This is a genomic window from Bacillus sp. FSL K6-1006, from assembly GCF_038593175.1.
GTDB classification, from domain to species: Bacteria; Bacillota; Bacilli; order Bacillales; family Bacillaceae; genus Bacillus; species Bacillus safensis.
The window spans coordinates 2,084,032-2,106,379 of sequence record NZ_CP151970.1 but is presented as its reverse complement, the minus strand read 5'-3'; the positions used below and the strand labels follow the sequence as shown (position 1 = coordinate 2,106,379).

The 22,348-nt window shown below is 41.1% G+C and carries 26 protein-coding genes; 24 read left to right on the top strand and 2 right to left on the bottom strand.

The features are described 5' to 3' along the window. Positions 1 to 17 precede the first annotated feature (17 nt). Positions 18 to 266 (bottom strand): ferredoxin, encoded by a 249-nt coding sequence (locus tag NSS65_RS10780; protein ID WP_008361239.1) that lies wholly within the window; start codon positions 264 to 266, stop codon positions 18 to 20. Between the two features lie 267 nt (positions 267 to 533). Here NSS65_RS10780 and NSS65_RS10775 point away from each other — a divergent pair, with 267 nt between their 5' ends. The 17 genes from NSS65_RS10775 to fni all read left to right on the top strand — a co-directional run bounded on the left by NSS65_RS10775 (position 534) and on the right by fni (position 16,575). Continuing rightward, entirely contained in the window at positions 534 to 1,586 is a 1,053-nt protein-coding gene (locus NSS65_RS10775; protein WP_034280391.1) for a helix-turn-helix domain-containing protein, read from the top strand. Beyond that, the gene (locus NSS65_RS10770) at positions 1,579 to 3,087 is read left to right on the top strand and encodes an ATP-dependent DNA helicase RecQ (protein WP_217008818.1); all 1,509 of its coding nucleotides are present in this window, start codon (positions 1,579 to 1,581) and stop codon (positions 3,085 to 3,087) included. Before NSS65_RS10775 ends, NSS65_RS10770 begins: the two co-directional genes overlap by 8 nt. After that, positions 3,084 to 3,725 carry a CPBP family intramembrane metalloprotease gene (locus tag NSS65_RS10765; RefSeq protein ID WP_280806409.1) on the top strand — a complete coding sequence of 214 codons (642 nt, stop codon included), beginning with the start codon at positions 3,084 to 3,086 and terminating at the stop codon, positions 3,723 to 3,725. Before NSS65_RS10770 ends, NSS65_RS10765 begins: the two co-directional genes overlap by 4 nt. Beyond that, a complete protein-coding gene (locus NSS65_RS10760; RefSeq protein ID WP_061109299.1) occupies positions 3,670 to 4,455 on the top strand; it encodes a LysM peptidoglycan-binding domain-containing protein in 786 nt (261 codons plus the stop codon). Before NSS65_RS10765 ends, NSS65_RS10760 begins: the two co-directional genes overlap by 56 nt. Before the next feature lie 64 nt (positions 4,456 to 4,519). Beyond that, complete coding sequence (locus tag NSS65_RS10755) at positions 4,520 to 4,975, top strand: DUF2663 family protein (protein WP_070326536.1); 456 nt, start codon at positions 4,520 to 4,522, stop codon at positions 4,973 to 4,975. Between the two features lie 87 nt (positions 4,976 to 5,062). Further along, positions 5,063 to 5,851: a metallophosphoesterase gene (locus NSS65_RS10750; RefSeq protein ID WP_120208149.1), complete on the top strand. Its 789-nt coding sequence runs from the start codon at positions 5,063 to 5,065 to the stop codon at positions 5,849 to 5,851. 165 nt (positions 5,852 to 6,016) lie between these two features. Then, a complete protein-coding gene (locus NSS65_RS10745) occupies positions 6,017 to 6,595 on the top strand; it encodes a genetic competence negative regulator (protein ID WP_024428080.1) in 579 nt (192 codons plus the stop codon). A gap of 196 nt (positions 6,596 to 6,791) precedes the next feature. Next, entirely contained in the window at positions 6,792 to 8,066 is a 1,275-nt protein-coding gene (locus NSS65_RS10740) for a Glu/Leu/Phe/Val dehydrogenase (protein WP_007500982.1), read from the top strand. 124 nt (positions 8,067 to 8,190) lie between these two features. Further along, positions 8,191 to 9,162 (top strand): YpdA family putative bacillithiol disulfide reductase, encoded by a 972-nt coding sequence (locus NSS65_RS10735; RefSeq protein WP_034280402.1) that lies wholly within the window; start codon positions 8,191 to 8,193, stop codon positions 9,160 to 9,162. A gap of 155 nt (positions 9,163 to 9,317) precedes the next feature. Beyond that, a complete protein-coding gene (gene prsW / locus NSS65_RS10730; protein WP_024422824.1) occupies positions 9,318 to 9,974 on the top strand; it encodes a glutamic-type intramembrane protease PrsW in 657 nt (218 codons plus the stop codon). 133 nt (positions 9,975 to 10,107) lie between these two features. After that, positions 10,108 to 11,019: a spore cortex-lytic enzyme gene (gene sleB, locus NSS65_RS10725; RefSeq protein ID WP_101676905.1), complete on the top strand. Its 912-nt coding sequence runs from the start codon at positions 10,108 to 10,110 to the stop codon at positions 11,017 to 11,019. A gap of 16 nt (positions 11,020 to 11,035) precedes the next feature. Then, positions 11,036 to 12,385 carry a germination protein YpeB gene (gene ypeB, locus NSS65_RS10720; RefSeq protein ID WP_046311625.1) on the top strand — a complete coding sequence of 450 codons (1,350 nt, stop codon included), beginning with the start codon at positions 11,036 to 11,038 and terminating at the stop codon, positions 12,383 to 12,385. A 102-nt stretch (positions 12,386 to 12,487) separates the two neighbouring features. Then, a complete protein-coding gene (locus NSS65_RS10715; RefSeq protein ID WP_024422821.1) occupies positions 12,488 to 13,135 on the top strand; it encodes a flagellar brake domain-containing protein in 648 nt (215 codons plus the stop codon). 63 nt (positions 13,136 to 13,198) lie between these two features. Then, positions 13,199 to 13,381, top strand: a complete 183-nt coding sequence (locus tag NSS65_RS10710; RefSeq protein ID WP_024422820.1) for a DUF5359 family protein — start codon at positions 13,199 to 13,201, stop codon at positions 13,379 to 13,381. 71 nt (positions 13,382 to 13,452) lie between these two features. After that, positions 13,453 to 14,130: a (d)CMP kinase gene (cmk, locus tag NSS65_RS10705; protein WP_024428083.1), complete on the top strand. Its 678-nt coding sequence runs from the start codon at positions 13,453 to 13,455 to the stop codon at positions 14,128 to 14,130. Between the two features lie 223 nt (positions 14,131 to 14,353). Further along, the gene (gene rpsA, locus NSS65_RS10700; protein ID WP_024422818.1) at positions 14,354 to 15,505 is read left to right on the top strand and encodes a 30S ribosomal protein S1; all 1,152 of its coding nucleotides are present in this window, start codon (positions 14,354 to 14,356) and stop codon (positions 15,503 to 15,505) included. Between the two features lie 14 nt (positions 15,506 to 15,519). Beyond that, a complete protein-coding gene (gene fni / locus NSS65_RS10695) occupies positions 15,520 to 16,575 on the top strand; it encodes a type 2 isopentenyl-diphosphate Delta-isomerase (RefSeq protein WP_065214679.1) in 1,056 nt (351 codons plus the stop codon). A gap of 17 nt (positions 16,576 to 16,592) precedes the next feature. On the opposite strand, the gene NSS65_RS10690 is transcribed toward fni, so the two are convergent. After that, positions 16,593 to 16,724: a YpzI family protein gene (locus NSS65_RS10690; protein ID WP_064497540.1), complete on the bottom strand. Its 132-nt coding sequence runs from the start codon at positions 16,722 to 16,724 to the stop codon at positions 16,593 to 16,595. 180 nt (positions 16,725 to 16,904) lie between these two features. On the opposite strand from NSS65_RS10690, the gene NSS65_RS10685 reads away from it, so the two are divergent. From NSS65_RS10685 to NSS65_RS10655, 7 genes are all read left to right on the top strand, one after another. After that, positions 16,905 to 17,447 (top strand): hypothetical protein, encoded by a 543-nt coding sequence (locus tag NSS65_RS10685; RefSeq protein ID WP_034280415.1) that lies wholly within the window; start codon positions 16,905 to 16,907, stop codon positions 17,445 to 17,447. Then, positions 17,444 to 18,328 (top strand): YIEGIA family protein, encoded by an 885-nt coding sequence (locus NSS65_RS10680; RefSeq protein ID WP_024422816.1) that lies wholly within the window; start codon positions 17,444 to 17,446, stop codon positions 18,326 to 18,328. The genes NSS65_RS10685 and NSS65_RS10680 overlap by 4 nt, the downstream gene beginning before the upstream one ends. A 6-nt stretch (positions 18,329 to 18,334) precedes the next feature. Next, on the top strand, positions 18,335 to 18,529 hold the full coding sequence (locus NSS65_RS10675) for a hypothetical protein (RefSeq protein ID WP_008344527.1): 195 nt from the start codon (positions 18,335 to 18,337) through the stop codon (positions 18,527 to 18,529). A 159-nt stretch (positions 18,530 to 18,688) separates the two neighbouring features. Further along, the gene (gene der, locus NSS65_RS10670) at positions 18,689 to 19,999 is read left to right on the top strand and encodes a ribosome biogenesis GTPase Der (RefSeq protein ID WP_034280419.1); all 1,311 of its coding nucleotides are present in this window, start codon (positions 18,689 to 18,691) and stop codon (positions 19,997 to 19,999) included. Between the two features lie 14 nt (positions 20,000 to 20,013). Beyond that, positions 20,014 to 21,051, top strand: a complete 1,038-nt coding sequence (locus tag NSS65_RS10665) for an NAD(P)H-dependent glycerol-3-phosphate dehydrogenase (RefSeq protein WP_024428086.1) — start codon at positions 20,014 to 20,016, stop codon at positions 21,049 to 21,051. Between the two features lie 266 nt (positions 21,052 to 21,317). After that, positions 21,318 to 21,521, top strand: coding sequence for a DUF2768 domain-containing protein (locus NSS65_RS10660; RefSeq protein ID WP_041117835.1), 204 nt, complete (start codon positions 21,318 to 21,320; stop codon positions 21,519 to 21,521). Between the two features lie 18 nt (positions 21,522 to 21,539). Beyond that, on the top strand, positions 21,540 to 22,265 hold the full coding sequence (locus NSS65_RS10655; protein WP_041117833.1) for a hypothetical protein: 726 nt from the start codon (positions 21,540 to 21,542) through the stop codon (positions 22,263 to 22,265). Positions 22,266 to 22,348 lie beyond the last annotated feature (83 nt).

Sequence of the window (22,348 nt, the reverse complement as noted above, 5' to 3'; positions counted from 1 at the left end):
CATAAGGGGCTTTTATACTATTCATGCTTAAGCGGGTCACCATCGAAAGATTCGTCCGCAACTTTGATTGAATCTGTTGGACATCCTTCAAATGCATCAAGCATATCTTCTTCAAGTACTTCTGGAACTTCTACAGTCCCTTGGTTGTCATCAAGCGTAACAAATGCAATGCCTTCATCATCATAATCATAAATGTCTGGAGCAGCTGCACCGCATGCGCCGCAAGCAATACATGTGTCTTTGTCTACAATTGTATATTTTGCCATGTTAAAAAAATACCTCCCAGATTGTTCGATGGAACAAATGGTCTAACCTTTTTAGTTTCACCGATAAAAAACAATTTCCTCAAACCTTATTGTAATGATTTTAATTTCACATTTCAACTGTAAAGTGATTGAGAATGCTTATCACATAAGGGTTTGTTCATAACTTTCCCCCACAAATTGAGTTTAAACATTTCTTCTTCTATGAAATCTGTTAAAATAAAGGGAGAAAATATTCGAATTTTGTCAGGAAGACAGGTGCTTTGGCGAATGACTCTTCATTACTTGGATGTCATGTTAATGGACAGCGTACATAAATTGAACGGCGAACGCTCCATAAGTGCTGTCTACCATCTTTTTAAAGGAAAGAAATCATCACAAACCATACAGGATGCCAGTTTGTTTCAGCTTTCAAAGTACTTCGGCTGTTACCCAGGGTTTACGAGGGATCAGCTGAATCGCTCTGCTATAAAGCTTGACGAAAAGCACTACATTGTAAAAACAGGGGAGACATTCACTGTTACAAATGCAGGACAGCGTATGCTAAACCAGTATTTTTCAGAAAAACCGATGCCCGCTTATTTTCACGGTGCCAAATATCATGATAAAGCAAAGGTGCTATGGATGAGACTCTCTTTACTTGTACAAGTGCTGTCTCACCATCTGGCTGGATCGCATCAATATGTTCCAATACAAAGAGATGTATCTGTACAAAGCTGGACGAAATCCTTCTTAAAACAGCATCACGAGAAGAATAAGCTTTCGGAAGAGCTGCATCATGAACTAGACAAGCTCCTTTCCCGTATAAGTGATCAAGAGGCGCTGATTTTTGTTTACTCATTGACGTCAAATGAAAGAATTGGGCGTACGTATCAGCAAATGGCAGAGTGGCTAAAAGAAGATGTGTGGTATGTGTACCTGCTTTTTTGGAATGTCCTCCATTATTTTATTCATGCTGCCCAAAAAGGTGAAGCGCAGGTCATGCAGCAGCTCGTAGGTGACCTTGAATTCAAACGCGTGCTAACAACCTCTACCCATAAAACGCTCGAGCTTGTGCAAAAAGGCTATGATATTGATCAGATTGCTCACATTCGTTCATTAAAAAAGGCAACGATCGAAGACCATATTGTCGAGCTGTCCATACATGAACCGAGCTTCTCAATAGAGCCGTATGTGAGCGAAGAAGAGCAGCAGGCCATTCATGCAGTAGCCAGGGAGCTTCAAACAAATAAAATGAAGCTGATTAAAGAAAAACTCGAACATCCATTTACTTATTTTCAAATAAGATTGGCTCTGACAAGGATGGTGAAAGCAAATGGATAAGCTTCATCAGACGCTCATGCGATATTTTGGTTACGACTCATTTAAAGCAGGTCAAGAGGACATTATTCAAAGTGTACTGAATCAGAAAGATACGGTTGCCATGCTGCCTACTGGCGGAGGGAAGTCCATCTGCTATCAAATTCCCGGCTATATGACTGAAGGATTAGTTCTCATTATTTCGCCGCTGTTATCGCTTATGGAGGACCAAGTCGAACGAATGAAAATGCGCGGAGAAAAACGAGTGGCGGCACTGAACAGCACATTATCTTTTCAGGAGAGACGGCATATCATTCGGCATTTGCCATCATATAAATTTTTATTCGTCGCGCCTGAGGCATTAATGTCAGAGGTGCTGCTAGAACAGCTCAAATCGATGCATATTGGTCTGTTCGTCGTCGATGAAGCCCATTGTATATCCGAATGGGGGCATGATTTCCGTCCGGAATATTCCAAGCTGGGAGAATGGAGAGAAGCGTTAGGTTATCCTGTCGCCTTAGCACTCACGGCAACTGCAACAAAACAAACGCTAAAAGATACCGTGCAAACGTTAAGATTGCAGCATCCAGACTTTCATATCCATTCTGTCAACCGGCCAAACATCGCATTAGTCAAAGAAGCGCACGAAACGAAAGAAGCAAAAGAGAAACGGGCCATTGAGCTTGTGGAATTCCTGCAAGGCCCTGGCCTGATTTATTGCCCGACCCGGCAAATGACAGAAGATATGGCGCTCATAATGAAACAAAAAACCCATCAGCGTGTAGAGTATTACCATGGCGGAATGGATGCAGGAGACCGCATGCTTATTCAGCAGCAATTTATCAGCGGACAGCTTGACCTCATTTGTTGTACAAGTGCTTTTGGAATGGGAATTGACAAAGCAGATATACGATTTGTTATTCATATGAGCCCGCCGCAGTCTATTGAAGCATTTATGCAGGAAATTGGAAGAGCAGGACGGGACGGGAAAAATAGTGTGAGCATTCTTTTATATACAGAAGAGGACGCGGATATTCAACAGCATTTAATACAAGCAGAGGGCTTTGATGATCCAGAAATTGATTTTTTCTTAGCCAGGCTGACACAAATGCAGACAAATGATGAAAAGAAACTACGTGAACAATTGATGGAATCAGGGCTTCAGGAGACACGTGCAAGAATGCTGATCCATTATTACAGGATGTATCAATCTGACGAGCCTCGTGTGCTCCTGATGAAACTGAAAGAGAAATTGCAGGACAGACAAACTGAAAAACTGAGAAAAGTGTGGCAATTTAAGGAGCGGATCACAGATCATAGCTGCTTTAGACAATCTCTGTTATCATACTTTTACGAACAGCTTGATCAAACGGAGAGCGCATCCTCTGGCAGCTGCTGCTCTTCTTGCGGACTTGACCTGTCTGATTATGAAAAAAAAGATCAACCATTGGAGCTGAATGAAATGAAACACTGGAAGACCGTGCTGGATCGTATGTTTCATCTGACAAAAGAGGCGCAGCATTGATTGAACAACATCGCCGAATCATCGAAAAATTAACCGATCGACAAGTTGTAGAACAGCTGTATTTCACGCAGCTGCTGATGCTGATCATTTCTTTTTTACTAGGTATATTTATGTTCGATCATTGGACAGATTTTACATCCCTTTGGGAGATCCAAGATGCGCGGATACTGACTTATGGAATTGGCGGCGCTGTGCTTGTGATCATTGTGGATGCGATTGTTATGAAGGTGTTTCCTGCTCATATGTATGATGATGGCGGATTAAATGAAAAAATGTTCAAAAACCGCAGCATCCCGCATATTGTTTGGTTAACACTGCTCATCGCCTTTTCAGAGGAAATTCTATTCCGAGGGATCGTCCAGCAGCAATTTGGATTGGAGATTGCCAGTATTGTGTTTGCGCTCCTTCACTTTCGCTACTTATCAAAAATACTCTTGTTTATCCTTGTGGTTTCAATTAGTATTTTTTTAGGACTTTTATACGAGTGGACTGGGAATTTATTTGTTCCTGTCATGACCCATTTTGTCATTGACTTAGTCTTTGCTTGTCAAATTCGTTTGAAATATAGGGGGAGGGATGAACATGGAAGAAATGTCGAGAATGAAGAGAAAGAAGGAGCAGCTGACAAACATCCATGACGATGATGCAGAGAAAATTTTTGAAGAAGAAGTGCAGCCTTCAGATGACTCTCACTTTCCTACACGAGAAGATTTTCATGAATATAAAAAGCAGCGCACGAAAAAGGTGCGTAATCCATTGTTTACAACACTTGCTATTATCTTTCCTATTATCGTCGTCACAGTGTTCTTTCTTTTGATCTACTACACATCAAAGGAAATCAACCATAATAATAATCAAGATGTATATAATATTGATTCTACATCAAGTGCTGACACAGACCCAGTCCCGTCAGCACTTGTCGAAACGAAAAATGACTCAAGCGTTGATAAAGCGGATGCGTCTGATGATGAGAAGCAAAAGAAAGAGAAAGAAAAACAGCGGTCGAAAGAAAAAGCTGAACAGCAGAAAAAAGAAAAAGCTGCTAAAGAGAAAGAAGAGCGTGAACAAGCAGCGAAAGAAAAAGAACGCGCGAGAGCCGAAGCTGCCAAAAAGCGTGAACAGCAGCAGCTAGCCTTGCAAAAGCAACAGGAAGAGAAAAAACGAAAAGAGGCCGAAGAGAAAAAGAAGCAGGAAGAAAAACCAGTTCGTGTCGTGCAGCACACCGTTGGTCCAGAGGAAAACCTGTATCGAATTTCAATGAAGTATTACAAAAACCGTTCGGGTGAAGAGAAAATTAGAGCCTATAATCATTTGAAAGGTAACAGCGTGTATAGTGGTCAAGTGCTGAATATTCCACTAGAAAACTAATCACCTGACATGAATGAAGAAGCACGCACATACATATGTAGAAAAAAGGGACAGGGTGTATGTGATGACATTGCACGCAATCAGCCGATATATGGATCAGCCGACACGGAAAATGATGGAAACATTGATCAAAAGAAAGCATAAATATGAGGGCTTTGCCAAGCAGTGCAAAAGATGGCAATGGACAGCCCTTCTATCGCTGGCCATTCTTTTGTTTTATTTTGTGATCACGGCAAATGCGGGAGGCGGCTCGCTTCAGCCGGAAGCCATGATTGCAACACTGCTTGGTCATGAAGTTTTTCTGTTTTGGATCATGGCTGAAGTCTTTGCTTTTTACGCCTCTTATTACTACAAGAAAAAAGAAGAAAAGGCTGAGGATGAATATCATCGGCTTCGATGTGAAATTATACAAAAAAGCACAGATTTATGGCCGCAATCAAATCAGTGGAAAGAGCGCGAGACGGTTTTTCACTATATGCAGAAGCAATACGACATTAATCTCTATTATGAAAGTAAATAAATGAGAAAAAAAGACGTTTAACAGTTGAAACGTCTTTTTTCATTCAAGCGTCTTATGAAAGAAAGATATGTAAGGGAGCCATTTGTGATGAAATATGCCATCGGATTTACTGCCGCCATTGCGGCTGTTACAACAGGTGTGTGTGTAACGGCAAAAATGGTGAAAACGGCAAAACAAAACAACATCAAAAAGCATTACTTTACAATAGAAGCACTTCAATCAGACCGGCCTGCTGTCATTTTCTTTATTTCTGATACACACAGACGTCTCATCAGTGACACTTTATTAGCAGAAATCAGACAGGAAGAGCCAGATGTGATTATGATTGGCGGAGATTTAGCAGAAAAAGGTGTACCCTATGCAAGGATTGAAGAAAATGTGAAACGTTTATCAAGAATTGCGCCGGTTTATTTTGTCTGGGGAAATAATGATCATGAGCTGCACCAGCAAAGGTTTAAAGAAATTCTTCATGCATACGATGTCACGACTTTGCAAAATGAAACGGCTGTATGGAATTTCGAAGGGCAGCGAATCAAAATTGGAGGAATTGATGATATTCGGCTTGAAAAAGCAGATTATGAAGCGATACGGCCTGATTTTGTGAAAGATGATGTCAATATTCTCTTATCACACAATCCAGATGTACATCATTTGATGAGTGAAGAAGAAGGAATCGATCTTGTCCTGAGCGGTCATACGCATGGGGGACAGATTCGAATTGGGAAATTTGGACCGTATGAAAAAGGAAGAACAGGCCAGGTCAAAGGTGCGTTCTTTCTCATTAGTAATGGCTACGGAACAACAAAAATTCCCTTGCGTCTCGGAGCAGAACCAGAAACCCATCTGATCTATTTAATGCCTCTAAAAACGCGTTAACTTGCGGCACCCTCAATATTTTCCATAAAAGTCACCGTAAGCGTAGCTTCGTGCTTGTCTTCCGTCATGACACAGTGTAAACTGAATACAAAATTAAGAACCTATGACTCATCATCTCATATACTACAGTATGATGTGTGTTTAGAAGAGGCAGGAGGGAACGTTATGCGACTGGAGCGTCTGAATTATAATAAAATCAAAATTTTTCTCACACTAGATGACCTGACAGACCGAGGTCTTACGAAAGAAGACCTTTGGAAAGATTCGTTCAAAGTCCATCAGCTGTTTAAAGACATGATGAACGAAGCGAATCAGGAGCTCGGTTTTGAAGCGAATGGACCGATTGCTGTTGAAGTATTTTCTCTTCAGGCGCAGGGGATGGTCGTCATTGTCACAAAGAGTCAGCAGGAAGATGCTGATGATGAGTTTGATGAAGATTACATTGAGATGCAAGTCAAGCTCGACGAGAGTAAGCATGTGCTCTATCAATTTGCCTCGTTTGAAGATGTGATTCAACTGTCCCATAGTTTAAGTCGTATTGGACTTTTAGGGGGTACAGTTTACCATTATGAAGGTCAATATTACCTCAGCCTGGATGATGTTGGAGAATTATCTGCTGATACAGTCATTTCGATTTTAGCAGAGTTTGGTTCACCTACGACACTCACCATTCACCGGCTAAAAGAATATGGAAAAGTGATCATGCAAGAAGATGCTGTGAAAACGATTCAAATGTATTTTTAATCACTTTTTTCTATTATATTTAATACTGTTGTGATGAAACAACAGTATTTTTTTATATCCTTTTTTATATTTATAAACGCTGATATTTTATTTTGATAAAAAACGCTTTTTACCTTTGCTTTACCAGTACGAAGGTGTATACTATTGCTTGAAAGGGAGCAGTAGATCATGAAAGATTTCTAGGGGGTTTATTTTAATGGCAGCCGATCAAAACGCCGCTCATAACGCAGAAGATAAGCTAGATGTTTTAAAGTCAACTCAAACCGTCATACATAAAGCGCTAGACAAATTAGGGTATCCGCAGGAAGTGTATGAATTGCTGAAGGAGCCAATTCGTCTATTAACGGTCAAAATTCCAGTACGTATGGATGATGGATCGGTGAAAATTTTCACTGGTTACCGCGCACAGCACAATGATGCTGTCGGTCCAACAAAAGGCGGAATCCGTTTCCACCCGAACGTTACGGAAAAAGAAGTAAAAGCGCTTTCAATTTGGATGAGTTTAAAATGTGGAATTGTGGATCTTCCTTATGGCGGAGGAAAAGGCGGTATTATCTGTGATCCAAGAGAAATGTCATTCAGAGAGCTTGAAAAACTAAGCCGCGGCTATGTTCGCGCCATCAGTCAAATCGTTGGACCAACAAAAGATGTTCCAGCACCAGACGTGTTTACGAACTCTCAAATTATGGCATGGATGATGGATGAATATTCTAGAATTGATGAATTTAACTCGCCAGGATTTATTACAGGAAAACCAATTGTTCTTGGAGGATCACACGGACGTGATACGGCAACAGCAAAAGGTGTGACGATCTGCATCAAAGAAGCGGCGAAGAAAAAAGGAATTGACATTAACGGGGCTCGTGTTGTCGTACAGGGATTCGGAAATGCAGGAAGCTACTTAGCTAAATTCATGTATGATGCTGGAGCAAAAATCGTAGGAATTTCAGATGCGTACGGCGGATTATACGATGAAGATGGTCTAGACATTGACTACTTGCTTGACCGACGTGACAGCTTTGGAACCGTCACTAAACTATTTAACGATACAATTACAAACCAAGAGCTGCTTGAGCTGGATTGTGATATCTTAGTACCTGCAGCCATTGAAAACCAAATCACAGAAGATAATGCGGCAAACATTAAAGCCAAAATTGTCGTAGAAGCAGCAAATGGCCCAACGACACTGGAAGGAACCAAAATTCTTTCAGATCGTGGTGTACTGCTTGTTCCAGACGTACTTGCGAGTGCGGGTGGTGTAACTGTTTCTTACTTTGAATGGGTTCAGAATAACCAAGGATTCTACTGGACAGAAGAAGAAGTTGAAACTCGTTTAGAAGATATGATGGTGAAATCATTTAATAATATTTATGAAATGGCGCAAAACCGCCGAATTGATATGCGTCTTGCTGCATATATGGTCGGTGTACGTAAAATGGCTGAAGCTTCTCGATTCAGAGGCTGGATTTAAGCGGCTGATTTGCATCGCGCCTTAAAATCTCCTATCCTTAAATAGGAGATTTTTTTATGGAATGGAACAAAGAATCAAACAGCCCAGCAATTGTTATTGCAGTGAAATGACAGGAGTGGAACAAATGAAACAAGAAAAAGCGATCATAATAGGAGGCGGCCCATGCGGGTTATCAGCTGCCATTGCATTCAAGCAAATTGGGATTGATGCACTTGTGATTGAAAAGGGGAATGTCGTGAACAGTATTTATCATTACCCAACACATCAAACCTTTTTTAGTACAAGTGAAAAGCTTGAAATCGGTGATGTTGCTTTTATTACTGAAAACCGTAAGCCCGTTCGTATTCAGGCGCTTTCCTATTACCGAGAGGTCGTCAGACGAAAAAAACTGCGTGTGCATGCTTTTGAAAAAGTAAACGCCGTGACGAAACAAGATGGCCGTTTTACGGTGAATACATCAAAAGACGACTATGCATGTGATTACGTCGTCATTGCGACTGGCTACTATGATCATCCAAACTATATGAACGTCAAAGGAGAAGACCTTCCCCACGTATATCACTATTTTAAAGAAGGACATCCATATTTTGATAAAGATGTGACGGTGATCGGCGGGAAGAACTCCAGTGTTGATGCTGCGTTAGAACTTGTGAAATGCGGAAGCAGAGTCACTGTGCTGTATAGAGGAACTGAATATTCATCCAGCATCAAGCCTTGGATTTTACCAGAGTTTGAAGCGCTTGTCCGTAATGGAACGATTCGAATGGAGTTTGGTGCGCAGGTGAAAGAAATCACAGAAGAAGATGTGATCTTCACAAACCAGCAAAATCAAACGGATCGAGTGAAAAGTGACTATGTATTTGCCATGACTGGCTATCACCCAGATCATTCTTTCTTAGAAAAAATGGGTGTCACGATTGACCAAGAATCAGGCCGTCCAGCATTTGATGAAGAGACGATGGAAACGAATGTTGAAGGCATTTTCATTGCAGGAGTCATTGCAGCTGGAAATAATGCCAATGAAATTTTTATCGAAAATGGAAGATTTCATGGCGGACTCATTGCAGAAGAAATCAAAAAAAGAATTAACGGATAAAAAAAGAACTGAATCCTTCAAAGGGGTTCGGTTCTTTTTTTTATAAATTGGGATTATATAGAAAGGTATTTTTAGAAAAATGGGCCCGAGTCATATAAAAAAAGGGTAAATCATGGTACGATAATGAAGGATAATGTAGGGAAAGAGGTCTGGTTATGATCGCAATCATCTCAGCAGGTTTAGCTCCCGGCATCGCACTTTTAAGTTATTTTTATTTGAAAGATCAGTACGACAATGAGCCGGTTCACATGGTCATCAGATCTTTTATGCTAGGTGTCATACTTGTGTTTCCAACCATGTTTATTCAATATGTCCTTCAAGAGGAAAATATTGCAACAAATCCTATCTTGATTTCATTTGTGACGTCGGGCTTTTTAGAGGAATCATTAAAATGGTTTATTTTAATGGTCAGCGTTTATGCACATGCCCAGTTTGACGAACACTATGACGGAATTGTGTATGGAACGAGTGTCTCACTTGGTTTTGCAACACTTGAAAATATCCTTTACTTAGTCGGCCACGGGGTCGAATATGCGTTTACCCGTGCTTTATTACCTGTATCAAGTCACGCATTATTTGGTGTTGTGATGGGATTTTATATCGGAAAAGCCCGCTTCTCTGATAAAAAAGAGCAGCGCAAATGGCTGATCCTTTCTTTAACGCTCCCTGTGCTGTTTCACGGCCTGTATGATTTCATTCTATTAGGGATGAAAAACTGGGGATATATCATGGTGCCGTTCATGATTTTTTTATGGTGGTTTGGTTTAAGGAAAGCAAAAAAAGCCCGTGCGGTAAAAATGGTGCAAATTTAATTTGGAAAACGTCCTATTTGTTTATAGGGCGTTTTTTTGTCTTTTCCATCCAATTCTCTCCTGTGTTGAATGTATAAAAATAGGGATCGGAAGAAACATATATTCAAACATCAAAAGTACAGGAGGATCAAATATGGATAAAGCTCGTTTCATGAAACAAATTGTTCTTATCTTCTCAATCGTTCTTCTTGCGTCTTCACTTTTGACAGCCAGTAAAAGTGAAGCATTCACCGGCCAAGTCATCCAGCGCGGGGCAACAGGAGAAGATGTAGTCGAGCTGCAAGCGCGGCTCCAATACAATGGGTTTTACAATGGCAAAATCGATGGCGTCTATGGCTGGGGGACGTACTGGGCCGTTCGCAACTTTCAAAGCCAATTTGGCATGAAGAAGGTCGATGGACTTGTAGGTGAGAAAACAAAAAACTTATTAGTTCAAAAGACGAAATACTACAAAGAGTTTGTTCAAAAACAGCTGCAGCAAGGGAACCAGTTTACCCATTATGGCGGAAAGCCTCTTGATCAGCAAACAAAGGCTCCTGCGCAAAAAAGCTCGCAAAAAAAGACAGCCCAAGGTACAAAAGAAAATCAAAAAAGTCAAAGTGGATCATCTGGGAAGTCCGGCAATCAGTCAGGCAGCCAGCAGGGAAATCAAACACCAAAACAAACAGCAGCCAACATGCCTGGTGGTTTTTCTAGTAATGACATTCAGCTCTTGTCGCAAGCTGTTTACAGTGAAGCAAGAGGTGAGCCGTATGAAGGACAGGTGGCCATCGCGTCCGTTATCTTAAACCGCTTGAACAATCCGACCTTTCCAAATACGATCGCAGGAGTCATTTTTGAACCGCTTGCGTTTACTGCTGTAGCAGATGGGCAATTTTATATGACGCCAGATGAAACGGCAAAAAAAGCTGTATTTGATGCAATCAATGGCTGGGATCCATCTGAGAGCGCCATCTATTACTTTAATCCTGATACAGCAACAAGTCCATGGATTTGGGGAAGACCACAAATTAAACGAATCGGGAAACATATATTCTGCGAATAAAAAGGGGTGTAAATAAATGATCAGAGGAATATTGATTGCTATTTTAGGAATTGCTGTCATCTCAACAGGTTACTGGGGCTATAAAGAACATCAAGAAAAAGACGCCGTGCTGCTTCATGCTGAGAACAACTACCAAAGAGCCTTCCACGATTTAACGTATCAGGTGGATCAGCTGCATGACAAACTGGGCGCAACACTTGCGATGAACAGCCAAACATCCATCTCACCAGCACTTGCAGATGTATGGAGAATGTCATCAGAAGCGCATAACAATGTCAGCCAGCTCCCGCTTACATTGATGCCTTTTAATAAAACGGAAGAATTTCTGGCGAATGTCGGAGACTTTAGCTACAAATCATCAGTCAAATCTTTATCAGATGAACCATTAAATAAAGATACACACAAAACCATTACAGCTCTATATAATCAAGCGTCAGATATCCAAAACGAACTTAGACAAGTGCAGCACCTCGTACTTAATAAAAACTTAAAATGGATGGATGTTGAAATGGCGCTCGCTGACGGCGATCGAAAGAACGACAACACCATCATTGACGGGCTGAAAACAGTCGAGAGAAATGCAGATGCATTTGCAGATGTCGATCTTGGGCCTACAAATGTGTCCACAGAAAAAGAAACACAAGGATACAATCATTTAAAAGGCGATAAGATTTCAAAAAAAGAAGCGATCCGCATTGCACAGCAATTCACACCTGACCATAATCAACATTTTAAAGTGAGAAAAAGCGGCAGCAAAACCAATCGCGACGTGTACAGCTTATCGATGTCTGATCCAGACAGCCATGCAAACTTTTATTTAGACTTAACTGAAAAAGGAGGACACCCAGTTTACCTTCTTCAGAATCGTGACGTGAAAAAACAGAAAATCAGTTTAAATGATGCATCAGAAAAAGCACTCAGCTTTTTAAAGAAGCAAGGGTTTGATACAGAATCGTTCCATTTAGATGAAAGTGCACAATTTGATAATATCGGTGTATTTACCTATGTTCCTCTTCAGAAAAATGTTCTGCTTTATCCAGATAGCATACGCATGAAAGTCGCATTGGACGATGGTGAGGTTGTTGGGTTTTCAGCGAAGGATTATTTAACGAATCATAAAACACGTGACATTAAATCACCTAAAATCTCGCAAAAAGAAGCGAAGAAAACATTAAATCAGCATGTAAAGATCGAAGATACTCATTTAGCGATTGTGCAAAATGATATGTCAGAGGAAGTTCTGTGCTATGAGTTCCTCGGAACGATAAAAAACGATACGTATCGCATGTTCATTAATGCAGATACTGGAAAAGAAGAACGAGTAGATAAACTAAAAAACGCAGAACCTATATATAAAGACCTATAGAAAAGGAAACAAGGAAAAGGCTAATAAGTCTTTTCCTTTTGTTTTAGACATGGTTTAATATAGGAGAGGATACGATTTCACAGATGAAAAGAGTGATGAGGAATGTTACAAATAGGGGATGCAATCACAATTGAATATGTCAATGAGAACAAAGAAGTGAAAACAGCAAAATCGAAGGTTTTGGAAAATAATAACGATGATATTTGCATTAATTATCCAGCTGATAAAGAAACGGGACGCACCATCTACTTAAACCAGCAAACAGAAATCACCGTCTTCTTTTTTGACGAAAACCAAATTCCATACAAATGTACAAGCGAAGTCATCGGAAAAAGAAAAGAAGATATCCCGATGATTGTTATTTCCATTCCGCCAAAAGAAGAAATGATTCGGCTTCAGCGAAGAGAATATCTGAGAGTGGATACGATGGTCAAAGCCACCATTATGCAAACGGATGAAGAGGCCTTTGAAACGTTTATTGTGAATATGAGTGCTGGCGGCGTAGCAATCTCTGTTCCTGAGGGCGTGTCATTGAAAGAATATGGAGAAGTGGTCACAGAGTTTGAACTTCCCCTAAAAGAGCCCGTGAAAATAAAAGCGGTTGCAGAGATGAATCGAGTATATCAAGATGAACAGTCTGGCAAAACAAGAGCGATCATGGAGTTTTCAGAGATCACAAATGATCACCAGCAGCACATCATGAAATACTGCTTCCAGCAGCAGCTTTTAACACGTGTGAAAAAAGCATAAGAATAAAGGGTGTAAAAAGCTTCCATACTAGAGAGGAAAGAATCTAGCGTGGAGGCTTTTTGTATGAAGACAATGGAAAGATGGTTATTGAAAGTGGTGCTCATTCAGCTTGTTTTATTGCTAACTGTTCAGATTACACTTCATTTGACGAAAGGAGAGCTTTTTTTGTCAAAAGTCGTGCAGTATGAGGGTGTGAATAACATGAGTATTGAAGAATGGATTGAAACGTTTAAGCAGAAGGATTGATAGAAAATTCCCCCGTTTGAGCGGTGATCGTGTTACAATTCATAAGGGAGATTCAATCAAGGAGAGGTATTATGAAAAAGAAATTATCTATAGCAATTGACGGTCCTGCAGCAGCAGGCAAAAGCACTGTGGCAAAAATTGTCGCAGCCAAAAAATCATATATTTATATTGATACAGGTGCTATGTACCGCGCGATTACACTTGCGGCACTCAATCAAGGTGTAGACCTTGAAGACGAACAGGCACTTGATTCATTACTGAAAAAAACGGTCATTGAACTAGTAACAACAGACGAGGGTCAAAAAGTCCATCTAAACAATACGGATGTCACAGAGGATATTCGCACAGACCGCGTAAGCAACCAGGTATCGGTTGTTGCAAAGCACAGAGCTGTTCGGGAAGAAATGGTCCGCAGGCAGCAAGAGCTTGGCAAACGAGGCGGCGTCGTTATGGACGGAAGAGACATAGGTACTCATGTACTTCCAGATGCTGAAGTGAAAATTTTCTTGCTTGCATCAGTAGAAGAAAGAGCAAAACGCCGCTTTGAAGAGAATCAGAAAAAAGGCTACGATGTCAATTACGATCAGCTGATCGAAGAGATTGCAAGACGCGATAAGCTTGATTCTGAGCGCGAAGTTTCACCTTTGAAGAAAGCGGATGACGCCATTGAAATTGACACCACTTCCCTTTCTATTCAAGAGGTGGCAGGGAAAATTTTAGATGCAGCAGACCGCGTGGAGAAACAGTAAGAAATTTTAGAAAACTTTTATAAGTTAGAGGTTTATCTCTTGACAAACAAGGTCTTTTATTAGAAGTTTATACTAATACTATTTTTATTGATCATTCAAGCAATTATATTGATTTGAATGTTTCTATAATACATATTCGGCTGGCAATCATCATGCTTAAGACACATATTCGCCCAGTCGTTTTAACTAAGCTGTGTAGGTTTGGACCAAGGAGGTTATCGAAATGACAGAGGAAATGAATCAAATCGATGTTCAGGTACCAGAGGTTGGAGATGTAGTGAAAGGGATTGTTTCTAAAGTTGAGGACAAGCATGTCAATGTAGATATCGTCAATGTGAAACAACCTGGTATCATCCCAATCAGTGAATTATCAAGTCTTCACGTTGAAAAAGCATCAGATGTCGTGAAAGATGGCGACGAGTTAGAGCTTAAAGTAACAAAGGTCGAAGACGATGCTTTGATTTTATCTAAACGTGCTGTTGATGCAGACCGCGCTTGGGAAGACCTAGAGAAAAAGTTTGAAACAAAAGAAGTATTTGAAGCTGAAGTAAAAGACGTTGTAAAAGGTGGTCTTGTCGTTGACATTGGTGTGCGCGGATTTATTCCTGCATCTCTTGTAGAAGCACACTATGTAGAAGATTTCACAGATTACAAAGGGAAAACACTCTCACTAGTCGTGGTAGAACTTGACCGCGAAAAAAATCGCGTGATTCTCTCGCACCGTGCAGTCGTTGAGCAAGAGCAATTAGACAAAAAGCAAGACTTCCTGCAAAAGCTTGAAGTAGGCAGTGTGATTGATGGTAAAGTGCAGCGGCTTACTGATTTTGGTGCATTTGTTGACATTGGCGGCATTGACGGATTAGTTCACATTTCTCAACTATCCCATGCGCATGTAGAAAAGCCATCTGACGTAGTAGAAGAAGGACAGGAAGTCAAGGTCAAAGTACTTGCTGTTGATCGTGATAACGAACGTATCTCACTATCTATTAAAGAAACATTACCAGGACCTTGGAGCCAAATTGGTGAAAAGGTAAAACAAGGTGATGTGCTTGAAGGAACCGTTCAACGTCTTGTGAGCTTTGGTGCATTTGTTGAAATTCTGCCAGGTGTAGAAGGACTTGTGCATATTTCCCAAATCTCTCATAAACATATCGGCACGCCGCAAGAAGTCCTTGAAGAAGGGCAGACTGTGAAAGTGAAAGTGCTTGATGTGAATGAAGACGAAGAGCGCATTTCACTAAGCATCCGTGATTTAGAAGAAAATCCTGAAAAACAAATCGAAGAGGATTATCGTCAATATCAGGCGAAAGAAGAAAACACAAGCGGATTCCAGCTTGGTGATCTGATCGGCGATAAACTCAATAAACTAAAATAATTTGGTGATCAAAATTGACGCGAGCAGAAAGAAAGAAGCAGCATATTGAGCATGCGTTGTCCACTGGCCAGCATGCAGCAACAGGTTTAGATGATGTTTCCTTCGTTCACGCCAGTTTACCAGATCTTGCGACATCACAAATTGATACACAAACGACAATTGGCGGACTGACTTTCGGTTCGCCAATTTTTATCAATGCAATGACTGGCGGAGGCGGAGAATCCACCTATGAGATCAACCGCTCTTTATCGATCGCAGCGAAGGAGACCAATATCCCAGTAGCAGTTGGATCACAAATGGCTGCACTGAAAGATAAAGAAGAAAGACGAACATATGAAGTCGTTCGTAAAGTCAATCCGGATGGAATTGTCTTTGCGAATTTAGGCAGTGAAGCGACAATGAAGCAAGCTCAAGAAGCAGTCAACATGCTCGAGGCAAATATGCTCCAAATTCATCTGAATGTCATCCAAGAGATTGTCATGCCTGAAGGCGATCGCGATTTCAGAGGGGCGCTTGAGCGGATTGCAGCGATCGTTGAATCTGTTGGTGTGCCTGTTGTTGTAAAAGAAGTCGGGTTTGGCATGAGCAAGGAGACGGCAGGAAAGTTATTTCATGCTGGGGTTGCAGCCGTTGATGTAGGCGGATTTGGTGGGACGAACTTCTCCAAGATTGAAAATCTCCGACGCCAAAAAGCACTTCGTTATTTTGATCAATGGGGAATTCCAACTGCAGCGAGTCTTGCTGAAGTACATACAGCCTTTCAGAATCAAACGATTTTAGCCTCCGGAGGTATTCAAGATGCTCTTGATGTAACCAAATCAATGGCTCTTGGCGCATCTGCTGCTGGTCTAGCTGGATTTTTCTTAAAATCATTGACCAGTGGAGGAGAAAGCGGCCTCATCGCAGATATCATGGAACTTCAAGAAGATATCAAGATGATGATGACAGTGCTTGGCGTGAAGACGATTGAAGAACTGAGACAGGCTCAAGTTGTGATCTCAGGGGAAACAAGTCATTGGCTCAAAGAAAGAGGCGTTGACACAACGTACTATAGTCAGAGAGGCATGTGATATCACATGCCTTTTTTTTATTGATTTCTTTTTCGAGCGCTTTCTGGACCTTCTAATGCTGTTGCACCTTTATGATGAATGGATTGATCGCGGTCAGATTCCACTCTTTTTGACGCCTTTAAACGTTTTTCCTGTCTATCTTTTCCCATCATGTATCCCTCCTCAGGTTATTAGGGTGTCACCGCTTGTTTATTTCATACAGAGCCGGTAACGATCCGCATGTTTAAAAATTGGAGATTTTCCCATAATGTAATTGAGGTGATGAGGCGTTGGAGGCTTTGTACTATTATTGGTCTATATGGTTCGTTTGGATTATGGTGACATTTATCATGGAAAAAAGTTTGTGGCGCAGCGTGCTGGGCATCTGTGTACTTGTCCATATTATATTCAGTCATATCATGATATCCGTTTTAGATATGAGCATCAATGCGGGATTCTTGATGACTTTTTTATATGCATGTGCTGCTTTCGTCATATATAGGCCTAGTTACCGAATGATGAGAATCATGCAATTGGGCTCGATGGTGAGCGCGTATGCCTTTTTTATGATGTTTGCATTATATGACCCTGTTTGGTTCACGATAATAAAGGTGGATTGGGTCGTATTTGCCCTGCTGATCTTAATGTGTATGACATATGGACAGCCGTTAACGGAAAGAATCACCTTATGGATGATGTCAGTATGTCTCGGCGAAGCCCTTTATGCGCTGACGATTCACCGCCTCACATCATCAATTGTCCTAGGGGATCTCTCTTTTCTTTCCTTCGTTGTACAAGGAGCGGTCTTCCTATTAGGTGTCGATCAGCTTGAAAAGCTCTTAAACGCCCGTTCATCAAGAAAATCAGTAAAAGGGGCTGCAAAATCAACATGACAGACTATACGTTTCCTGTGATTATTGGTGTCATCTTTGGGATGGCGGCCAGACTTTACATGTTAAGAACGGATTACCGGCAATACCCGACGTATATTCATGGACAAGTGATTCACATTGCACTTGGTTTTATTGCGTCAGGATTAGGTGCGATCATTATGCCTGCACTAATTCAGGAGGAATTTACAGCGATTACCTTTCTCACTTTGGCAGCCACACAATTTCGAGATGTCCGAAATATGGAAAGAAATACGTTAACCCAAATGGATTCGTATGAGCTTGTCTCACGAGGCAGTACATATATAGAAGGCATTGCCATTGCCTTTGAAAGTCGAAATTATATTGCCATTCTCACTGCACTTATTACAACGACAGCCTGTATTTTCTTCTCGCTTGTTGTTGGAACAGTAGTCGGTATTCTTTGTTTTTTCATGGCAAAGCTATTAATGTCAGGCAGTCAATTAAAGGATATCGTCAGCATTCAAAAAGGGGAACTTCGCTTTGATGGGGCAGGGCTTTATGTGAATGATATATACATTATGAATATCGGGCTGCCTGAAAAGCAAAAACTCATTTTAGAACATGGGATGGGCTTTATTTTGACACCGAAAAATTTCAACTCTGCTACAACGATTGCCAACCTTGGACAGCGGCAAGCCATTTTATTTGATTTATCAAACGTGCTTGGCGTGTACCGCGATTCTGGTGAACCATCGCTCTGTCCGCTCGCAAAACGTGATCTGAATACCGGTACACTTGGTGTGTTCATATTACCGCAATGGCAGCGTGAAGATTTGGCTGTCCGTGTATTAGAAGAGGTGCCTATTTTAGAAAATGCCATTAGAATGCCGACAGATTTCATTAAAAAGAAAGTGAGGTAACGAGATATGGCGAACACCATTGAACAATTTATATTGGCTGTGGCGACAACTAATAAAGAGCGGGTCATTGGCGGAACAGCGGTTTTTTTCTGTGAAAATAAAGAAGAGCTCGACATGTATGCCATGAATTTAGAGGCCATTTTAGATGGAATTGCACACGGCATTGGAGAAGATCTTTACTTGATTGTCAAACATTTTTAAGTTATTCATTGTGGTCTGATTAAAAATTGATATAATATATAAGTTGAACCCTTCATGTTTGAAGGGTTTATTTCATAAAACTGAATGAAAATTATAAATCCCGGTTGAAACATGATGATGAACATATTGAATCGCGGCTGGATTGAAAGGAAGGGTACTATGGGTAAACCTGTCGTAGCCATTGTTGGAAGGCCCAACGTTGGAAAATCTACAATTTTTAATCGAATCGCAGGCGAAAGAATATCGATTGTAGAAGACACACCTGGTGTAACAAGAGATCGAATCTATAGCTCTGCTGAATGGTTAAATTATGACTTTAATTTAATAGATACTGGTGGAATTGATATTGGAGATGAGCCATTCTTGGCGCAAATTCGCCATCAGGCAGAAATCGCAATGGATGAAGCGGATGTCATTATCTTTATGGTGAATGGCCGAGATGGCGTGACATCTGCGGATGAAGAAGTCGCAAAAATTTTATATCGTACGAAAAAGCCAGTTGTACTTGCTGTCAATAAACTGGACAACCCTGAAATGAGAAGCGATGTGTATGACTTTTATGCACTCGGATTTGGCGAGCCGTTTCCGATTTCTGGAACGCACGGATTAGGTCTTGGTGATCTGCTTGATGCAGTGGCAGAACACTTTAAGAACTTACCGGATACGCAATATGCTGAAGAAGTTGTTCAGTTCTGCTTAATTGGCCGCCCGAATGTAGGAAAATCTTCTTTAGTGAATGCGATGCTCGGAGAAGACCGCGTCATTGTCAGCAACATTGCTGGTACAACAAGAGATGCTGTCGATACGATGTTTACGTACAATCAGCGTGACTTTGTCATTGTCGATACAGCAGGTATGAGGAAAAAAGGGAAAGTATATGAAACAACAGAGAAATACAGTGTACTTCGTGCATTAAAAGCCATTGACCGCTCTGATGTTGTCGCTGTTGTACTTGACGGCGAGGAAGGCATTATTGAGCAGGATAAACGAATTGCGGGCTATGCACACGAAGCTGGTAAAGCTGTTGTCATCATTGTGAACAAATGGGATGCTGTTGAAAAAGATGAGCGCACGATGAAGGAATTTGAGCAAAACATCCGCGAGCATTTTCAGTTCCTTGATTATGCACCTGTCTTGTTTATGTCTGCTCTTACGAAAAAGAGAATTCATACATTAATGCCGTCTATTATCACAGCAAGCGAAAACCATGCAATGCGCGTTCAAACCAATATTTTAAATGATATCATCATGGATGCGGTGGCGATGAATCCAACGCCGACCCATAATGGACAGCGCCTAAAGATTTACTATGCAACACAGGTGGCCATTAAGCCTCCTTCCTTTGTTGTGTTTGTCAACGATCCAGAGCTTATGCACTTTTCTTATGAGCGTTTTCTAGAAAACCGCATTCGAGATGCATTTGGTTTTGAAGGAACACCGATTAAAATATTTGCGAGAGCGAGAAAATAAAAAGGGTGAGCAGGATGAAGAAAATTTCAGTACTTGGAGCAGGCAGCTGGGGAACAGCTCTTGCGCTTGTATTAGCTGATAATCATCATGATGTACACATGTGGGGACATAGACAAGAGCTCATTGATCAAATCAATGAGAAACATGAAAATCATGATTACTTGCCAAATGTCGAACTGCCAGCGTCTATTCAGGCGACAACCGATATGAAGCAGGCTTTAGAGGGGACAGAGGCGGTTATTGTCGCTGTGCCAACAAAGGCCATTCGTGAGGTATTGAAGCAGGCAAATGAGCTGATCTCATCGAAGGTGCCATTTGTCCATGTCAGTAAGGGAATTGAACCAGATACACTTCTTAGAATTTCTCAAATGATTGAACAAGAAGTTCCATCTGAGAAAAGAGAGGCTGTCGTTGTCCTATCAGGGCCGAGTCATGCAGAAGAAGTAGGTCTGCGTCATCCGACAACTGTCACTGTCTCGTCAGAAAACATTGAAGCAGCTCAATTTGTTCAAGATTTGTTCATGAACAATCATTTTAGAGTGTACACCAACCCTGATGTGATTGGGGTGGAAATTGGCGGCGCATTGAAAAATATCATTGCTCTTGCGGCTGGTATCACAGACGGACTTGGATATGGTGACAATGCAAAAGCGGCGCTTATCACTAGAGGACTTGCTGAAATCGCACGTCTTGGCACGAAAATGGGAGGGAATCCCCTTACATTTGCCGGATTAACAGGCGTTGGTGATTTGATCGTGACATGTACAAGTGTTCATTCGCGTAACTGGCGCTGCGGGAATTTACTCGGTAAAGGATACAAGCTCGAAGAAGTGCTTGAAAAAATGGGCATGGTTGTCGAAGGCGTCCGCACAACAAAAGGCGCTTATCAGCTCTCAAAAGAATACAAGGTCAGCATGCCGATTACAGAGGCTCTTTACGGCGTCCTGTTTGAAGGGAAAAAGGTTGACGATGCTGTAGAATCGTTGATGGCACGTGTGAAAACACATGAGATGGAAGACCTTGTGAACATGTTTGAAAACCAAACAAAATAAAAGGAAAGACTGAACTTAGGCATGTAGAGGATGCAAGAAGGGGAAGACTTGCATAACATAGCAATGAAGTTTGAATAGAGCTTTGCCTCTACAGAATGAGGAAAATAGTCGATCCAATGACTGAAGCAGAGTCCCCCTCTTTGCTTCAGTTTTTTTATGCGCTTTTTTCTGAATGATTGGAAAAATGATTGATATTTACCTTATTTTTGGTTTAAAATGAAATATAAACGCTTACAATTCGTTCGTTTTGAAGGGGGACAGGCACGATGAGTTTTGCTTTAATCAAGATGTGGTTTGCGCTTGGTTCAATGGGGCTCATGTTTTTAGCCGTAGTAACCATTTATTTCAGCAGGTTTAAGCTGAAAAGCAAATTTCTTAAAATAACGGCCTCGACCGTTGCGTACAGCTTGATGCTTATATCAGGTATCATTGTGTTTTTAGTTGTCATTAGCGGACCGGTTAATGAATAAAGAAAAAGGAAGAATGTGATGATCAAAGCAAAAGTCAGTGTCACGCTGTTAGCACTTATTTTATTAACAGGATGTCTGTATCCAGAGAATCGCAAAGCTGAGAACCGGGTGCCATACGAAGAGCAGCTGCAAAGTGTACAGACAGCGATTGAGGAATTTCAAAAAGCAACAAATGGTCTTCTGCCTATAGAAACAAAAGAAGCAGACACGCCGGTTTATCAGAAATATGTCATCGACTTTAAGCGCTTGTCACCAAGATATTTACACGATGTACCGTCTACATCTTATGAAGGCGGGGGCGAATATATTTATGTCCTCACAGACGTCGAAAAGAAACCCACTGTGAAACTGCTTGATGTCAAAATGACGCAGACCATCAATGAATTACGGCTTAGAATCAAGGTGTATCAAGATGAACATACATATCCGCCATACGGCAAAGTCGTATCAGCCAATTTATATACGTTAAATGAAAAAAAACTAGGATTAAAATCGCCGCCTGCGGTGATAAGTCCTGTGACAGGGAATTCCCTCCCATTACTGATTTCATCAAACGGTGACATCTATGTGGACTACCGCAGTGATTTTGCTCATATTTTGAAGAATACGAAGCAAAAGCTGAAACCAGGTGAAAACATTCAGGATGTATATTGGCAGGAAACCCCGTTTGTACCCGCGTTTTCTGTCCCATATACCATCAACAAAAAAGGTGAGCCTGCCTTTTTAGAAAAAAAGACGTCATAAACAAGAATGAACCTTTTTCCTCTGCATATAAATGAGGAGAAAGGTTTTTTTATGGCTAAACTTACTCTCAAAACAAAAAGGTG

Bases quoted from the DNA above. Each gene is read 5' to 3' on its own strand.
- NSS65_RS10665 (WP_024428086.1), top strand. From the start codon at position 20,014: ATGAAGAAAATTTCAGTACTTGGAGCAGGCAGCTGGGGAACAGCTCTT.
- NSS65_RS10740 (WP_007500982.1), top strand. From the start codon at position 6,792: ATGGCAGCCGATCAAAACGCCGCTCATAACGCAGAAGATAAGCTAGAT.
- NSS65_RS10685 (WP_034280415.1), top strand. From the start codon at position 16,905: ATGGAAAAAAGTTTGTGGCGCAGCGTGCTGGGCATCTGTGTACTTGTC.
- NSS65_RS10735 (WP_034280402.1), top strand. From the start codon at position 8,191: ATGAAACAAGAAAAAGCGATCATAATAGGAGGCGGCCCATGCGGGTTA.
- NSS65_RS10780 (WP_008361239.1), bottom strand. From the start codon at position 266: ATGGCAAAATATACAATTGTAGACAAAGACACATGTATTGCTTGCGGC.
- rpsA (WP_024422818.1), top strand. From the start codon at position 14,354: ATGACAGAGGAAATGAATCAAATCGATGTTCAGGTACCAGAGGTTGGA.
- der (WP_034280419.1), top strand. From the start codon at position 18,689: ATGGGTAAACCTGTCGTAGCCATTGTTGGAAGGCCCAACGTTGGAAAA.
- ypeB (WP_046311625.1), top strand. From the start codon at position 11,036: ATGATCAGAGGAATATTGATTGCTATTTTAGGAATTGCTGTCATCTCA.
- NSS65_RS10770 (WP_217008818.1), top strand. From the start codon at position 1,579: ATGGATAAGCTTCATCAGACGCTCATGCGATATTTTGGTTACGACTCA.
- prsW (WP_024422824.1), top strand. From the start codon at position 9,318: ATGATCGCAATCATCTCAGCAGGTTTAGCTCCCGGCATCGCACTTTTA.
- NSS65_RS10745 (WP_024428080.1), top strand. From the start codon at position 6,017: ATGCGACTGGAGCGTCTGAATTATAATAAAATCAAAATTTTTCTCACA.
- NSS65_RS10715 (WP_024422821.1), top strand. From the start codon at position 12,488: ATGTTACAAATAGGGGATGCAATCACAATTGAATATGTCAATGAGAAC.
- NSS65_RS10660 (WP_041117835.1), top strand. From the start codon at position 21,318: ATGAGTTTTGCTTTAATCAAGATGTGGTTTGCGCTTGGTTCAATGGGG.
- NSS65_RS10680 (WP_024422816.1), top strand. From the start codon at position 17,444: ATGACAGACTATACGTTTCCTGTGATTATTGGTGTCATCTTTGGGATG.
- sleB (WP_101676905.1), top strand. From the start codon at position 10,108: ATGGATAAAGCTCGTTTCATGAAACAAATTGTTCTTATCTTCTCAATC.
- NSS65_RS10710 (WP_024422820.1), top strand. From the start codon at position 13,199: ATGAAGACAATGGAAAGATGGTTATTGAAAGTGGTGCTCATTCAGCTT.
- NSS65_RS10775 (WP_034280391.1), top strand. From the start codon at position 534: ATGACTCTTCATTACTTGGATGTCATGTTAATGGACAGCGTACATAAA.
- NSS65_RS10755 (WP_070326536.1), top strand. From the start codon at position 4,520: ATGACATTGCACGCAATCAGCCGATATATGGATCAGCCGACACGGAAA.
- NSS65_RS10655 (WP_041117833.1), top strand. From the start codon at position 21,540: ATGATCAAAGCAAAAGTCAGTGTCACGCTGTTAGCACTTATTTTATTA.
- NSS65_RS10675 (WP_008344527.1), top strand. From the start codon at position 18,335: ATGGCGAACACCATTGAACAATTTATATTGGCTGTGGCGACAACTAAT.
- NSS65_RS10760 (WP_061109299.1), top strand. From the start codon at position 3,670: ATGGAAGAAATGTCGAGAATGAAGAGAAAGAAGGAGCAGCTGACAAAC.
- NSS65_RS10690 (WP_064497540.1), bottom strand. From the start codon at position 16,724: ATGGGAAAAGATAGACAGGAAAAACGTTTAAAGGCGTCAAAAAGAGTG.
- cmk (WP_024428083.1), top strand. From the start codon at position 13,453: ATGAAAAAGAAATTATCTATAGCAATTGACGGTCCTGCAGCAGCAGGC.
- NSS65_RS10750 (WP_120208149.1), top strand. From the start codon at position 5,063: ATGAAATATGCCATCGGATTTACTGCCGCCATTGCGGCTGTTACAACA.